13 protein-coding genes are annotated in these 12804 nt (G+C 69.5%); 3 read left to right on the top strand and 10 right to left on the bottom strand.

Features of this window, described 5'->3' with window-relative positions:
* Positions 1 to 26: 26 nt before the first annotated feature.
* The 3 genes from ABZW18_RS14735 to ABZW18_RS14725 form a co-directional block, all read right to left on the bottom strand.
* Positions 27 to 263 (bottom strand): hypothetical protein, encoded by a 237-nt coding sequence (locus ABZW18_RS14735; protein WP_356187005.1) that lies wholly within the window; start codon positions 261 to 263, stop codon positions 27 to 29.
* 167 nt (positions 264 to 430) lie between these two features.
* Entirely contained in the window at positions 431 to 1240 is an 810-nt protein-coding gene (locus ABZW18_RS14730) for an ABC transporter permease (RefSeq protein ID WP_356187002.1), read from the bottom strand.
* A complete protein-coding gene (locus tag ABZW18_RS14725) occupies positions 1237 to 2238 on the bottom strand; it encodes an ATP-binding cassette domain-containing protein (protein ID WP_356186999.1) in 1002 nt (333 codons plus the stop codon). Before ABZW18_RS14725 ends, ABZW18_RS14730 begins: the two co-directional genes overlap by 4 nt.
* Before the next feature lie 181 nt (positions 2239 to 2419).
* On the opposite strand from ABZW18_RS14725, the gene coaA reads away from it, so the two are divergent.
* Together coaA and ABZW18_RS14715 are read left to right on the top strand one after the other, a co-directional pair.
* Complete coding sequence (gene coaA / locus ABZW18_RS14720) at positions 2420 to 3409, top strand: type I pantothenate kinase (protein WP_356186997.1); 990 nt, start codon at positions 2420 to 2422, stop codon at positions 3407 to 3409.
* Between the two features lie 20 nt (positions 3410 to 3429).
* Entirely contained in the window at positions 3430 to 4383 is a 954-nt protein-coding gene (locus tag ABZW18_RS14715; protein WP_356186994.1) for a DUF389 domain-containing protein, read from the top strand.
* A gap of 166 nt (positions 4384 to 4549) precedes the next feature.
* On the opposite strand, the gene glmM is transcribed toward ABZW18_RS14715, so the two are convergent.
* The 4 genes from glmM to ABZW18_RS14695 all read right to left on the bottom strand — a co-directional run bounded on the left by glmM (position 4550) and on the right by ABZW18_RS14695 (position 8914).
* The gene (gene glmM / locus ABZW18_RS14710; RefSeq protein WP_356186991.1) at positions 4550 to 5908 is read right to left on the bottom strand and encodes a phosphoglucosamine mutase; all 1359 of its coding nucleotides are present in this window, start codon (positions 5906 to 5908) and stop codon (positions 4550 to 4552) included.
* A gap of 133 nt (positions 5909 to 6041) precedes the next feature.
* Positions 6042 to 6539, bottom strand: a complete 498-nt coding sequence (gene rpsI, locus ABZW18_RS14705) for a 30S ribosomal protein S9 (RefSeq protein WP_356186988.1) — start codon at positions 6537 to 6539, stop codon at positions 6042 to 6044.
* 42 nt (positions 6540 to 6581) lie between these two features.
* Positions 6582 to 7025, bottom strand: coding sequence for a 50S ribosomal protein L13 (gene rplM, locus ABZW18_RS14700; RefSeq protein WP_356186986.1), 444 nt, complete (start codon positions 7023 to 7025; stop codon positions 6582 to 6584).
* A 269-nt stretch (positions 7026 to 7294) separates the two neighbouring features.
* Positions 7295 to 8914 (bottom strand): ATP-binding cassette domain-containing protein, encoded by a 1620-nt coding sequence (locus ABZW18_RS14695; protein WP_356186983.1) that lies wholly within the window; start codon positions 8912 to 8914, stop codon positions 7295 to 7297.
* Positions 8915 to 8971: 57 nt separating this feature from the next.
* On the opposite strand from ABZW18_RS14695, the gene ABZW18_RS14690 reads away from it, so the two are divergent.
* On the top strand, positions 8972 to 9811 hold the full coding sequence (locus ABZW18_RS14690) for a hypothetical protein (protein ID WP_356186980.1): 840 nt from the start codon (positions 8972 to 8974) through the stop codon (positions 9809 to 9811).
* Positions 9812 to 9994: 183 nt separating this feature from the next.
* On the opposite strand, the gene truA is transcribed toward ABZW18_RS14690, so the two are convergent.
* The 3 genes from truA to ABZW18_RS14675 all read right to left on the bottom strand — a co-directional run bounded on the left by truA (position 9995) and on the right by ABZW18_RS14675 (position 12786).
* Complete coding sequence (truA, locus tag ABZW18_RS14685) at positions 9995 to 10897, bottom strand: tRNA pseudouridine(38-40) synthase TruA (protein ID WP_356186977.1); 903 nt, start codon at positions 10895 to 10897, stop codon at positions 9995 to 9997.
* A 155-nt stretch (positions 10898 to 11052) separates the two neighbouring features.
* Positions 11053 to 11595, bottom strand: a complete 543-nt coding sequence (rplQ, locus tag ABZW18_RS14680; protein ID WP_356186974.1) for a 50S ribosomal protein L17 — start codon at positions 11593 to 11595, stop codon at positions 11053 to 11055.
* Between the two features lie 168 nt (positions 11596 to 11763).
* On the bottom strand, positions 11764 to 12786 hold the full coding sequence (locus ABZW18_RS14675) for a DNA-directed RNA polymerase subunit alpha (RefSeq protein ID WP_356186971.1): 1023 nt from the start codon (positions 12784 to 12786) through the stop codon (positions 11764 to 11766).
* Positions 12787 to 12804 lie beyond the last annotated feature (18 nt).

The following is a 12804-nucleotide window of genomic DNA, read 5'->3' as shown; positions in this document are numbered from 1 at the left end:
CTACGTGCCGGGCCGATCGACGCCAGTCAGCGGCCACGCGCAATACGGTCCATGGCCTGCTGCACGAGATCCAGGTACTCGACCTCCTCGCAGCGCGGCTTGCTGCCCATCTCGTACAGATCTATGCAGTCGGCGAGGTCCTCCCCCAGGTCCTCGTCCGGCAGCTCGACGGAGAGTTCGCTGCGCACGCGCCCGGCGAACTCCTCCCCTCCGACGAGCCTGCCGCGTCTTCGGTGCACGAGATCGGTCAGGCGTGACGGCACAGCGGCCCCCTCGAGGCACTCATGGAAATCCGCAGGCTCGCGCTCGCCAGGGCTCCGGTTCCCGGACCCCGCCCCGGGCTCGGGCTCAGCCTCCGCGGGACGTTGTGAACCTGTGATTTCCCCCAACCTCCAGGACGGTAGCGGTGAACTGCCCGTAGTGACAGACCTCAGACACGGGCCCGGTACGCCCGCATCGCCAGCGGGATGAACAGGGCCGCTATCCCCGCTGCCCACACCAGCGACCACAGCACCGGCTGCGCCACCTCACCGCCGACCAGCAGACCGCGGAAGGCATCGGAGAGATGGGTGACCGGATTGACGTCCACCCACGCCTGGAGCCAGCCCGGCATCGTCTCGACCCGTACAAAAGCACTGCTGGTGAAGGTGATCGGGAAGATCAGTGTGAAGGCGAAGACCTGCACCTTCTCCGCGTCGCCCGCCACCATGCCGATGAGGACCGCGGACCAGGACACCGCCGCCGCGAAGACCATGAGCAGCAGCGTGGCCCCGAGGAATCCGCCGAGCCCGCCGGTGATCCGGAAGCCCAGCAGCGTGCCGAGCCCGATCATCAGCAGCATCGCCCACAGCTGCTTGGCCAGGTCGGCCGTGATCCGGCCGAACAGCGGTGCCGACCGGGCTATCGGCAGGCTGCGCAGCCGGTCGAAGACGCCCTTGGTGAGGTCCGTATTGAGCGCCATCGCGGTGTACATGGTCATGAACAGCGTGTTCTGCACGATGATGCCGGCGAGCGCGTACTGCAGATAGTCCTTGGGCGAACCGGCCATCTGACCGCCGAAGACGAAGGTGAAGAGGAACACGAACATGATCGGCGTGATGCTGAAGTCGACCAGTTCCAGCGGGTTGTGCTTCACGGACACGAGGCTCCGCCACGCCATGGTGGCGGTCTGCTGCATCGCCGCACCGGGGCGCACCCGGCCGCTCTTGCCCAGCGGGGCCGTGATCGTCGTGGCAGTCATGCCGAACTCCCCACCTTCTCGAACTCGTCCTCGTCCGGCTCGGTGGCCTCCCCGGACTTGCTCTCCGGCTCCGTCCGGTGACCGGTCAGGGCGAGGAACACCTCATCGAGCGAGGAGCGGCGCAGCGCCAGCTCCCGCACCGCGATGCCCGCCTGGTCCAGCCGCCGTACGACTGCGGGCATCAGAGCGGGGTCGTTCACCGGAGCGGTGATCAACTCACCCTCGATCTGAGTGTTCGGGCCCGCCGTCTCCGTGATCAGTGCATGCGCCTTGGCCAGGTCCGCCGGGTGCACCGGCCGCAGCTGGAGCACCTGGCCGCCCACCGTCGACTTCAGCTCGTCAGGCGTGCCATTGGCGATCACCCGGCCCTTGTCGATCACCACGATGTCGTCGGCGAGCTGATCCGCCTCGTTCAGATACTGGGTGGTCAGCAGCGCTGTCACCCCCTCGGCGACGAGTCCTCGCAGCATGTCCCACAGCTCGCCCCGGCTCTGCGGGTCGAGACCGGTGGTCGGCTCGTCGAGGAAGAGGATCTGCGGCTTGCCGACCAGGCTCGCCGCCAGATCCAGGCGCCGGCGCATGCCCCCGGAGTAGGTCTTCGTCGCCCGTCCGGCGGCATCGCTCAGCTGAAACCGATCGAGGAGTTCCCTGGAGCGCGACTTCGCCTCGGCCCTCGATATCCCGAGCAGCCGGCCGATCATCAGCAGGTTCTCGGTGCCGGTGAGGTTCTCGTCGACCGCCGCGTACTGCCCGGTCAGCCCGATGACGGAGCGGACCAGGCCCGCATCCCGCACGACGTCGCGCCCGGCGACCATCGCGCGGCCGCCGTCGGGCCGGATCAGCGTGGCGAAGATCCGGACCGCGGTCGTCTTCCCCGCGCCGTTCGGGCCCAGCAGGCCCAGCACTGTGCCGGTGCGGGCGGCCAGATCCACTCCGGCCAGCGCCCGGGTCTCCTTGAACCGTTTGACCAAGCCTTCCGCCTGGATCGCATATGTCATGGAAATCCCCTTGGATTCGCTACGTCCGCCATTGCCGCCCATGCCTTCCGACAACTGTGACGCACGCCACTGACATTCCGCTCAGCCGCGAGCCCGGCCCGTGACCCGGCCGTAGAAGTCACCGCCGGGCGTGAGCGACGCCACGCCCCGCTCCGCCCGGGGAGAGAACACAATTGAGCCTGTGATCACCTCCCCAGTGCGCAGCGCCCAGCGACGGGCCGAGACGAGCCCGTACGTGGATCTCACTCGCGCCGAGTGGAGTGCCCTGCGGGAACGGACGCCGCTGCCACTGACCGCCGAGGAGGTGGAGCGGCTGCGCGGGCTCGGCGATGTCATCGACCTCGACGAGGTGCGGGACGTCTATCTGCCGCTGTCCCGGCTGCTCAATCTCTACGTGGCCGCGACGGGCAATCTGCGGGGCGCGCTGAACACCTTCCTGGGCGACGCGGGCAACGGCCACGGCTCCCAGCCCGGCACGCCCTTCGTCATAGGCGTGGCAGGCAGCGTCGCGGTCGGTAAATCGACAACGGCCCGTCTCCTCCAGGCGCTGCTGGCCCGCTGGCCGGAGCACCCGCGCGTGGAGCTGGTCACCACGGACGGCTTCCTGCTGCCCAACGCCGAGTTGCACCGCCGCGGCCTGATGTCCCGCAAGGGCTTCCCCGAGTCCTTCGACCGCCGCGCCCTGACCCGATTCGTCGCCGATGTGAAGTCCGGCAAGGACGAGGTGACGGCGCCCGTCTACTCGCACCTGGTCTACGACATCGTGCCCGGCGAGCGGCTCACCGTACGCCGCCCGGACATCCTCATCGTCGAGGGCCTCAACGTCCTCCAGCCCGCCCTGCCGGGCAAGGACGGCCGCACCCGCCTCGGCCTCGCCGATTTCTTCGACTTCAGTGTTTACGTCGACGCCCGCGCAGAAGACATCGAGCACTGGTACCTCGACCGTTTCCGCAAGCTGCGCCGTACGGCCTTCCAGAACCCGTCCTCGTACTTCCGGAAGTACACCCAGGTCTCCGAGGACGAGGCGCTGGACTACGCCCGGCTGATGTGGCGCACGATCAACCGGCCGAACCTCGACCAGAACGTCGCACCCACCCGCGGACGCGCCACGCTCGTGCTCCGCAAGGGGCCCGATCACAAGGTCCAGCGGCTCAGTCTTCGCAAGCTTTAGCGAACCGCTAACGTGCACCCATGCTGCATCTGCGGATGATCACCCCGGCGGATCGCACCGGCCAGGTCGTGTCGCTCCTGGAGAGGACGGTCGGAACCGCGCACCTCGCGGTGCTGCCCGGGGCCGCCCGCGACCCCGCAGGAGACGTCGTGATGTGCGACGTGGCACGTGAGGCCGCCGACGAGCTGCTGAGCGAACTGAGAGGACTCGGCCTCGAGGAGGACGGCAGCGTCGCCGTCGAGGACATCGCCATGACGCTGTCGAAGCGGGCCGACCAGGCGGAGAAGGAAGCCCCCGGCGAGGGAGCCGACGCCGTGCTGTGGGAGCACCTCACGGAGGTCACCCACGAGGAGTCCACACTCTCGGTCACCTATGTGGCGTTTCTCGCCGTCGCGACGATGATCGCCGCCTGTGGTGTGGTGCTCGACAACGCGATCCTCATCGTGGGCGCCATGGCCGTCGGCCCGGAGTTCGGCCCGCTCGCGGGCATCTGTACGGCCCTGGTGCAGCGGGCGCCCCGGCTGGCCGCGCGGTCGCTGATCGCGCTGCTCATCGGCTTCGCCGTGGCCATAGCGCTGACCACCGGCTTCAGCCTGATGATGGACGGCTTCGGGCAGTTCAGCGAGGCCCGGCTGGCAGCGGACCGCCCGAACACCGAGTTCATCTGGCAGCCGGACCCGTTCTCCTTCGTGGTCGCGCTGCTCGCCGGCGTGGCCGGGACGCTCTCCCTGACCTCTGCCAAGTCCGGTGCCCTCGTCGGCGTGGCGATCTCGGTGACGACCGTTCCCGCGGCCGCCAATGCCGCCGTGGCACTCGCCTACGGCGACTTCGAACAGACCTGGGGCTCCATTGAGCAGCTCCTGCTCAATCTCGCCGGGATCGTCGCCGCCGGCACGGTCACGCTGCTCACCCAGAAGTTCCTCTGGGCGAGGCAGCGCGAGCGCGCGGCCCGGCCGAAGCCGGCGAAGAGCTGAAAACCGCGTTCTGAGCGCGGATGGAGCACCGTCCACGGAGAACCGAGTACGCAGCACGGGGGCACGAAGAGCCGAGGCCTGAGAGCCGCATGGCTCCCGTGCTCCCGTACCCCTGCCCCGCGCCCCGCGCCCCGCGCCCCGCGCCCCGCGCCCCGCGCCGAGAGACCTAACCCAGCGCGGACTTCACGGCGTCGGCCAGCCGAGCCGCCACCGACCGCGCCTGGTCGATGTCAGCGGCCTCGACCATCACCCGTACCAGCGGCTCCGTACCGGACGACCGCAGCAGCACGCGCCCCGTGGAGCCCAGCTCGCGCTCCGCGTCGGCCACGGCTGCCGCAAGCTCCTCAGACGTCCCGACCCGCGACTTGTCCACGTCCGGCACGTTGACCAGTACCTGCGGCAGCCGCTCCATGACGGCCGCCAGCTCCGCGAGGCCGCGGCCGGTGGCCGCCATCCGCGCCGCCAGCATCAGCCCGGTCAGGGTGCCGTCACCGGTCGTCGCATGATCAAGGATGATCACGTGCCCGGACTGCTCGCCGCCCAGCGCGTAGCCTTCGCTCTTCATCGACTCCAGCACGTACCGGTCGCCGACCGCCGTCTCCACCAGCTCGATGCCCTCGCGCTCCATGGCCAGCTTGAAACCCAGGTTCGACATGACCGTGCCGACCACGGTGTTCTTCCGCAGCCCGTCGGCATCGCGCATCGCCAGCGCGAGTACGGCCAGGATCTGGTCACCGTCGACCTCGTTGCCCGCGGCGTCCACCGCCAGGCAGCGGTCCGCGTCGCCGTCGTGCGCCACGCCCAGGTCCGCGCCGTGCTCGACGACCGCGGCCTTGAGCAGGCCCAGGTGCGTGGAGCCGCAGCCGTCGTTGATGTTGAGACCGTCCGGGTCCGCACCGATGGTGATGACCTCGGCACCTGCTCGGGCGAACGCCTCCGGCGAGACCCGGGACGCCGCGCCGTGCGCCTCGTCGAGGACGACCTTCAGGCCGTCGAGCCGGTTCGGCAGGACGCCGATCAGATGGGCGACGTAGTTGTCGAAGCCCTCGTCGTAGGTCCGTACGCGCCCCACGCCCGCGCCCGTCGGCCGGTTCCACGGCTCGCCCGAGGCGTGTGCCCCGTAAACGGCCTCGATCCGGTCCTCCAGCTCGTCCGCGAGCTTGTGCCCACCGCGCGCGAAGAACTTGACACCGTTGTCCGGCATCGGGTTGTGGCTCGCGGAGAGCATCACGCCGAGGTCGGCGCCCAGCGCACCGGTGAGATACGCCACCGCGGGGGTGGGCAGCACACCGACGCGCAGGACGTCCACGCCCGCGCTCGCGAGGCCCGCCACGACAGCGGCCTCCAGGAACTCTCCGGATGCACGCGGATCACGCCCCACCACCGCCGTCGGCCGATGGCCTTCGAACGTGCCCGCCTCGGCAAGCACATGTGCCGCCGCGACCGACAGACCGAGCGCGAGCTCCGCCGTCAGATCCGCATTGGCGACACCGCGCACACCGTCCGTGCCGAAGAGTTGTCCCACTGGTGTCCTCCGAGTTGCTTCGAAACCGCCGGCCCATGAGCGCTCTCTCTGTATACGCTCCTGGACGGCCATAGACGAACGCCCCGGCAGCACAAAAGATGTGCCGCCGGGGCGGTTGTTCGCAAACGAACAATCAGCGCTTGCTGTACTGCGGTGCCTTACGGGCCTTCTTGAGACCGGCCTTCTTGCGCTCGACCGCACGGTCGTCGCGGCTCAGGAAACCGGCCTTCTTCAGCGCGCCGCGGTTGTTGTCCGCGTCCGCCTCGTTCAGCGCACGGGCAACGCCCAGGCGCAGCGCACCGGCCTGACCGGAGACGCCGCCACCCGAGATACGGGCGACGATGTCGTAGCGGTCGTCCAGCTCGAGCACCTTGAAGGGCTCGTTGACTTCCTGCTGGTGCACCTTGTTGGGGAAGTAGTCCTCAAGGGTACGACCGTTGATCTTCCACTTGCCGCTGCCCGGCACGATGCGCACGCGGGCAATGGCGTTCTTGCGACGCCCGAGGCCGGCGGCCGGCTGGGGCTCGCCGAAACGGGACGCGAGCGACTCGGACGTGTACTCCGTGTCGGTGCTCTCGCTGGTGTACTCCTCGACCTCTTCGATCGGGGTTTCTGCAGTGGTCTCGGCCACGATTCTCCTCAGATTCTGTTCAGTCTTAGGGGGTGGCCGGGACTACTGCGCGACCTGGGTGATCTCGAACGGGACCGGCTGCTGCGCAGCGTGCGGGTGCTCAGGGCCGGAGTAGACCTTGAGCTTCGAGAGCACCTGACGGCCCAGGGTGTTCTTGGGGATCATCCCCTTGATGGCCTTCTCGACGGCCTTCTCCGGGTTCTTCTCCAGCAGCTCGTCATAGCGGACGGACCGCAGACCACCCGGGTAGCCGGAGTGGCGGTAGGCGAGCTTCTGGGTCCGCTTGTTGCCGGAGAGGTGCACCTTGTCGGCGTTGATGATGATGACGAAGTCACCAGCGTCAACGTGCGGCGCGTACACCGGCTTGTGCTTACCCCGCAGGAGGGTAGCGGCCTGAGAGGCCAGGCGGCCCAGAACAACATCGGTGGCATCGATGACGTGCCACTGACGCGTCACGTCGCCGGGCTTGGGGCTGTACGTACGCACGGTCGTAGCCTTCGCTTCTTCAGTGATGGGGTCTCCCCAAGCCCGCTAGGGCTGAGGGGGACGGGTCCTTTACAAGGCCACCCGGACGATCACGACAGCCTTGGCGGCACGCGGGGACGCAACCCGAATGCCTACCGCTGGTCATCGGCCCGGCGGACCGGCGTAACGGCCTCTCACGTGAGAACGAGCGAGCCAATACGCATAACGAACCTGCAGAATACCGGCCGGTCCCCGTACGGGTCAAAACGCCCCCCGAACCCGAGTACGGATCATCGCGCCCGCACCACGCGTCCCTCGTCCCACACCGGCTCCGGGACCTCCCGCACCACACCGTCCGCACCGAAGACCAGGAAGCGGTCGAAGGACCGGGCGAACCAGCGGTCGTGCGTCACCGCCAGCACCGTACCCTCGTACGCCTCCAGCCCCTCCTGCAGCGCCTCCGCGCTCTCCAGGTCCAGATTGTCCGTCGGCTCGTCCAGCAGCAGAGCGGTCGTCCCCGCCAGCTCCAGCAGCAGGATCTGGAAGCGCGCCTGCTGGCCGCCGGAGAGCTTCTGGAACGGCTGATCGCCCTGCCGCTCCAGCTCGTAGCGGCGCAGCACGCTCATCGCGCCGCCCCGGTCCCTGGCGTGCTCACTCCACAGGATGTCGACCAGCGTGCGGCCCTCCAGCTCGGGGTGCGCATGCGTCTGCGCGAAGTGACCGGGCACGACCCGCGCGCCCAGCTTCCACGCGCCCGTGTGCCGGACGGTGTCCCCCGCCAGCAGCCGCAGGAAGTGCGACTTGCCGGAACCGTTCGACCCGAGGACCGCGACCCGCTCGCCGTAGAAGATCTCCAGGTCGAAGGGGGTCATCAGCCCGGTCAGCTCCAGGCTCTCGCAGGTCACGGCCCGTACGCCGGTACGCCCGCCGCGCAGCCGCATCCGGATGTCCTGCTCGCGCGGCGGCTCCGGCGGCGGCCCCGCCTCCTCGAACTTCTTGAACCGCGTCTGCATCGCACGGTAGCGGGACGCCATGTCGGGGCTGATCGCCGCCTGCTGGCGCAGCCGGTGCACCAGCGCCTTGAGCCGGGCGTGCTCCTCGTCCCAGCGCCGCCGCAGCTCCTCGAAGCGCGCGAACCGCTCCTTGCGCGCCTCGTGGTACGTACCGAAGCCGCCGCCGTGCACCCACACATCGCTGCCGGCCGGCCCCGGCTCGACGCTGACGATCTTCTCCGCGGACCGTGCCAGCAGCTCCCGGTCGTGGGAGACGAAGAGAACCGTCTTCTTCGTCTCCCGCAGCTGGTCCTCCAGCCACCGCTTCCCCGGCACATCGAGATAGTTGTCCGGTTCGTCCAGCAACAGCAGTTCGTCCGGCCCGCGCAGCAGCGCCTCCAGCACCAGCCGCTTCTGCTCACCCCCGGAGAGAGTCCGCACCTCCCGCCACTGGGCCTTCTCGTACGGGACGCCGAGCGCGGCCGTGGTGCACATGTCCCAGACCGTCTCGGCCTCGTAGCCGCGGACCTCCGCCCAGTCGCTGAGGGCCTGCGCATAACTCATCTGCGCCGCCTCGTCGTCCCCCTCCATGATCGCGAGTTCGGCGGCGTCAACGGCCCGCGCGGCCTGCCGGATCGGCGGCTGCGCGACGGAGACCAGCAGGTCCCGTACGGTCCGCTCGTCCCGTACCGACCCCACGAACTGCGGCATCACACCGAGTCCCCCGGTGACGGTCACCGAACCGCCGTGCGGCTGCAACTCCCCCGAAAGCAGCCGCAGCAGCGTCGTCTTGCCCGCGCCGTTCGCCCCCACCAGAGCCGCCGCCGCGCCCTCCCCCACGCGGAAGGAGACGTCTGCGAGCAGCACCCTTCCATCCGGAAGGTAGTACTCCACATGCGCCGCCTCGAGATGTCCCATGGTCATGGATTGTCACCGCTCAACGCGCGGGGCTCCAACCGGTTTAAGATGCCCGCCATGAGCTTTGGGCAAGAGGGGCCACTCGGCCCCGGGGGATCGAACCAGTCGACGCCGGACTGGGGCGCGATGGCGGACCACACGGCAGCCCGTATGCGCCGCCGCCGGTTGATGATGATCGGTGGTGGTGCGCTGGCGACAGCGGCCGTGGCCGCCATCGTCGCGACGGCCGTGGTCAGTTCCGGCAGCGGCGGCAACGACAAGCCACAGGGGCTCCCGTCGCCGGAGACCCTGCCCGGCGAACCGAAGGAGCCCGAGCCCACGTTCTCGGACGTCTCGGTACCGCCACCGCCGGACCCGCGCGACTTCATCTCCAGCAAGGCGAAGGACACCGCGCCGCTGAACGCGCGCACCCTGTTCCCGTCCGCCACCATGTCGACCGGCGCCGGCTCGTACAAGAAGAGCGCCACCGACGCCACCAACAGCTGTGCCGCCGTGGTCTCCAGCCGCCTCGCGCCGGCGCTCACCGGCAACAAGTGCACCCAGATGATCCGCGCCACGTACGAGAAGGCCGGAGTGGCTGTCACGGTGGGCGTCGCCCTCTTCGACACCGAGGCCCAGGCGTCCAAGGCCAAGACGCAGGCGTCCGGCAACGTCCAGTCGCTCGCGGGCGGCGGCGTACCGTCCTTCTGCCGCGCGACGGCCTGCCGGCTGACCGCCAACTCCGTCGGCCGCTACGCCTACTTCACCGTCTCCGGCTACTCGTCGGGCAAGGCGGTCCCGGCCTCCGACACCAAGGCCCGCCAGGCGGGCAAGGACGTTGCGGACTACACCTTCGCGCGGATCGTCGACCGCGGCGAGGACCAGGCCGCGGCAGCGGCCTCGGCCCAGGCGGGCTGACGCCGGGCCGGGCGAGGGCACGGTTCACCGCCCCGCCCAAGGCCACAACAGCGGCTCGGCGCCGAGGCATGCCTCCCTGGCGCCGAGCCGCCGCCATTCCTGCCCCGCTGCTCCGACTCCCCCTGTCCGCCTCCTGACAGCGGGTGCACGTCTGCCCGGCCCTACCGCCCCCGAGCAGTCCGCTCAGCAGCAGCCGGCGCCGTGGCCCGGATCCGTCCCCGGCAGCGACCGCTTGTTACGGGCCGCCAGGTTGCGGGCAGCCAGCTGGTCGTCCGGCGGGTAGCCGACCTCCTCCAGAGTCAGCCCGTGCGGCCGTACGACGTTGACCGCCGAGTGACGGACCCGGCCCGCCAGGACCTCGGCCGGGAAGTCCACCGGGCGGTGGCCGTCGCCGACCAGGAGCAGTGAACCGACCAGCGCCCGCACCATGTTGTGGCAGAAGGCATCCGCCCGCACCGTCGCCACCGCGAGGCCGTCCTCCGCGCGCTCCCACCGCAGATCCAGCAGGGTACGGATCGTCGTCGCGCCCTCACGCTTCTTGCAGTACGCCGCGAAGTCGTGCTCGCCGAGCAGCTTCCGCGCCGCCTCGTTCATCAACTCGACGTCCAACGGCCAGTCGTGCCACAGCACATGGCCGCGCCGCAGCGGATCGACCCCGCCACGCCGGTCCCCCACCCGGTACGCGTAGCGCCGCCAGATCGCGGAGAAGCGCGCGTCGAAGCCCTCCGGGGCCTCGGAGACACTCCACACCCGCACATCGTGCGGCAGCCGCCCCGCGAGGCGCCGCAGCAGCTTGTCGGCGTGCTCGGCCCACACCTCCTCGCGAAGGTCGACGTGCGCGACCTGCCCCCGGGCGTGCACGCCCGCGTCCGTACGGCCCGCCACCGTCAGCTGCGGCGGCTCGGGCAGCCGCAGCACCGTCCCGAGCGCGCTCTCCAGCTCACCCTGGACCGTCCGCCGCTCCCGCTGCCGTGCCCAGCCGGAGAAGTCCTTCCCGTCGTACGAGACGTCCAGCCGTACCCGTACGAAGCCGGGCCCCACCTCGGGGTGACCGGGGGTTGTCCCCCCGGAAGAGGCAGTACTCACCGAACTCACCAAAAGGTCCTTTCGAGCAGATCCTTCTGAGCGGGCGGCAAGCGGAACGGGCCCGCCCCCAGAAAACTGGGTGCGGGCCCGTTCCATGACCACGCTCAGCAGAGCGTCAGGCGTCCGGCTCGCCCCCGCTCGCGCGGGGAGGAGCGTCAGGCGTCCTTGGACTCCTCGGCCGGGGCCTCGGCGGCCGGGGCCTCAGTGGCCTCGTCCGACTCACCCTCGCTCTCGCGAGGAGCGTCCTTCTTGAGGTCCGCAGCAGCCTGGTCACCGGCAGCGTCCTTGGCAGTGCGCTTGGTGGCGGCCTCGGCCTCACCAACCGCGGTCTGCTGCACGGTCAGGGCCTCGACCAGCTCGATGACCGCCATCGGGGCGTTGTCGCCACGACGGTTGCCGATCTTGGTGATCCGGGTGTAGCCACCCGGGCGGTTCTCGTAGCGCGGGCCGATCTCCGTGAACAGGGTGTGGACGACACCCTTGTCGCGGACGGTCTGGAGCACCAGACGGCGGTTGTGAAGGTCACCCTTCTTCGCCTTGGTGATCAGACGCTCGGCCACCGGACGCAGGCGACGAGCCTTGGCCTCGGTGGTCGTGATGCGGCCGTGCTCGAACAGCGCGGTGGCGAGGTTCGCCAGCATGAGCCGCTCGTGCGCAGCGCTGCCGCCCATACGGGCGCCCTTGGCGGGCTTCGGCATGGTGTTTCTCCTCCATGTCTGCACCGGCCGTATCAGGTACCGGTGTCAGTTACCGACGAGCGATCGCCCGCCGGAAGTATCTCTGTTTCAAGCCAGAGCCTCAGCCGCGACGGAGCGGCAGCCGGGTTCCCGGCGACGCAAGAACCCGGCTGACGCGCCGCAGGCGTCTCAGTACTGCTCGGTCTCCACGAAACCGGCGTCCGCGTCGTCGTCGGCGCCGAAGGCGTCGGCAGCGGCCGTCGGGTCGAATCCGGGCGGGCTGTCCTTGAGGGCCAGGCCCATGCCGGCCAGCTTCGCCTTGACCTCGTCGATCGACTTCGCACCGAAGTTGCGGATGTCGAGCAGGTCCGCCTCGGAACGGGCCACGAGCTCACCCACGGAGTGGATGCCCTCGCGCTTGAGGCAGTTGTACGAACGGACCGTGAGCTCGAGCTCCTCGATCGGCAGCGCGAGATCGGCGGCCAGGGCGGCGTCCGTGGGGGACGGGCCCATGTCGATGCCCTCGGCGTCGATGTTGAGCTCGCGGGCCAGGCCGAACAGCTCGACCAAGGTCTTACCGGCCGACGCCATGGCGTCACGCGGCCGCATGGCCTGCTTGGTCTCGACGTCGACGATCAGCTTGTCGAAGTCGGTGCGCTGCTCGACACGGGTCGCCTCGACCTTGTAGGTGACCTTGAGCACCGGGCTGTAGATGGAGTCGACCGGGATACGGCCGATCTCCTGGCCCAGCTGCTTGTTCTGCACGGCGGAGACGTAGCCGCGACCGCGCTCGACGGTCAGCTCCATCTCCAGCTTGCCCTTGCCGTTCAGGGTGGCGAGCACCAGGTCGGGGTTGTGCACCTCGACACCGGCCGGCGGGGCGATGTCAGCAGCGGTGACCAGGCCGGGGCCCTGCTTGCGCAGGTACATCACGACCGGCTCGTCGTGCTCCGAGGAGACGACCAGCTGCTTGATGTTGAGGATCAGGTCGGTGACGTCGTCCTTGACGCCCGGCACGGTGGTGAACTCGTGCAGGACGCCGTCGATCCGGATGCTGGTGACAGCAGCGCCGGGGATCGAGGAGAGGAGCGTACGCCGCAGGGAGTTGCCGAGGGTGTAGCCGAAGCCCGGCTCCAGCGGCTCGATCACGAACCGGGAGCGGAACTCGTCGACGACCTCTTCGGTCAGCGAGGGACGCTGAGCGATCAGCATGGAATTGCCTCCAGTCTT

Origin of the sequence: Streptomyces sp. NPDC004647 (genome assembly GCF_040609575.1) — a bacterium.
Taxonomy (GTDB): domain Bacteria; phylum Actinomycetota; class Actinomycetes; order Streptomycetales; family Streptomycetaceae; genus Streptomyces.
The sequence above is the reverse complement of the archived record's forward strand: the minus strand, read 5'-3'. Positions and strand labels throughout refer to the sequence as shown.

Bases quoted from the DNA above. Each gene is read 5' to 3' on its own strand.
- ABZW18_RS14715 (WP_356186994.1), top strand. From the start codon at position 3,430: ATGCTGCATCTGCGGATGATCACCCCGGCGGATCGCACCGGCCAGGTC.
- rplQ (WP_356186974.1), bottom strand. From the start codon at position 11,595: ATGCCGAAGCCCGCCAAGGGCGCCCGTATGGGCGGCAGCGCTGCGCAC.
- ABZW18_RS14690 (WP_356186980.1), top strand. From the start codon at position 8,972: ATGAGCTTTGGGCAAGAGGGGCCACTCGGCCCCGGGGGATCGAACCAG.
- ABZW18_RS14725 (WP_356186999.1), bottom strand. From the start codon at position 2,238: ATGACATATGCGATCCAGGCGGAAGGCTTGGTCAAACGGTTCAAGGAG.
- ABZW18_RS14730 (WP_356187002.1), bottom strand. From the start codon at position 1,240: ATGACTGCCACGACGATCACGGCCCCGCTGGGCAAGAGCGGCCGGGTG.
- ABZW18_RS14695 (WP_356186983.1), bottom strand. From the start codon at position 8,914: ATGGGACATCTCGAGGCGGCGCATGTGGAGTACTACCTTCCGGATGGA.
- ABZW18_RS14675 (WP_356186971.1), bottom strand. From the start codon at position 12,786: ATGCTGATCGCTCAGCGTCCCTCGCTGACCGAAGAGGTCGTCGACGAG.